At 61.3% G+C, this 1141-nt stretch carries 1 protein-coding gene and 2 pseudogenes; 2 read left to right on the plus strand and 1 reads right to left on the minus strand.

Translation table 11 applies throughout. The features are described from left to right. Together ACOCD2_RS21105 and ACOCD2_RS21110 are read left to right on the plus strand one after the other, a co-directional pair. Positions 1–522, plus strand: a pseudogene (locus tag ACOCD2_RS21105) (ATP-dependent helicase HrpB); the annotation flags it as partial. A gap of 15 nt (positions 523–537) precedes the next feature. Continuing rightward, a pseudogene (locus ACOCD2_RS21110) lies at positions 538–942 on the plus strand (ATP-dependent helicase C-terminal domain-containing protein); the annotation flags it as partial. Here the strand turns inward: ACOCD2_RS21110 and ACOCD2_RS21115 are convergent. Beyond that, positions 943–1017, minus strand: coding sequence for a DUF3024 domain-containing protein (locus tag ACOCD2_RS21115; RefSeq protein ID WP_368857393.1), 75 nt, complete (start codon positions 1015–1017; stop codon positions 943–945). Positions 1018–1141 lie beyond the last annotated feature (124 nt).

Consider the following 1141-nt stretch of genomic DNA (forward strand, 5'->3'; position numbering starts at 1 on the left):
CTTGCCTACCCGGAGCGCATCGCGCAACGCCGTTCATCCGGCGAGGGCCGTTATCTGCTGGCATCCGGCAGCGGTGCAGAATTGCCGCCGGATGATGGCCTCGCCGTTGCCGACTACCTAGCTGTCGCCCACATGGATGCAGGCAGCCGGGAAGGGCGTATCTGGCTGGCCATGGCAGTGGATCTGGCGGAGTTGACGTCATTGCATGCTTCCCAGGTGCGTGAAACGGATGAGCTGAACTGGGATGAGCCGCGGCAGCGCGTGGTTGCCAGGAAGGTGACCCGGCTCGGCGCGTTGCAACTGTCCGTCAGGGAAACGCAGGCGCCGAGGGGAGCAGAAGCCACGAAGCTGTTGCTCCAGGCTGTACGCAGGCATGGCCTGGATTGTCTTCCCTGGAATGATGTTTCCCGCCAGTTGCAGGCGCGTCTCTCACATGCCGCCAGGCTCGAACCGGACGGAGGCTGGCCACGGGTGGTTGATGAATGGCTGGAGGACAACCTCGAGGACTGGCTGTTGCCCTAGCTCGAAGGCAAGCGCTCGCTGCAGGAAGTGCAGCAGCTGGACCTGGAGTCCATTCTAAGGTCCTTTCTCGACTGGGATCAGCAGCAGCGCCTGGATCGGCTGTTGCCCCGGCGCTGGTCGCTTGCCGATGGCAGCAGTGCGGCGATTGAATATCTCGGTGATCCGCCGGTGCTGGCTGTGCCATTGCAACTGATGTTCGGGGTGGCGCAAACACCGGCAGTGTTCCAGGACCGTCAGCCTTTGTTGCTGCACCTGCTGTCACCGGCAGGGCGTCCTTTGCAGGTAACAACAGACCTGGCTCACTTCTGGAGTCATGCCTGGGAACAGGTGAAGAAGGAAATGCGCGGACGTTACCCCAAGCACCAGTGGCCGGATGATCCTGTGAATGCCAGGCCGGTACGCCTGAAGCGGCAGCTCTGATCAGCCGAAGAAGCAGCCGTGGGCATCCTCGTCCACAGCATCGAGAAAGGTATCGAGTGAATCGGTTTCCGGCAGGGGCTAAAAAGCATGCCATAACTTCCCGCTTTTCACCTGGGTGGCCCTGGCAAAAGATTGTTCAATGCTGTTGTGCTGTCAGCCGTGCGTAAAGCAGGGGCAGCTGTCCGGGCAGTTCCATGGG

Origin of the sequence: Thiolapillus sp., from assembly GCF_048562965.1 — a bacterium.
GTDB classification, from domain to species: Bacteria; Pseudomonadota; Gammaproteobacteria; order Chromatiales; family Chromatiaceae; genus Thiolapillus; species Thiolapillus brandeum_A.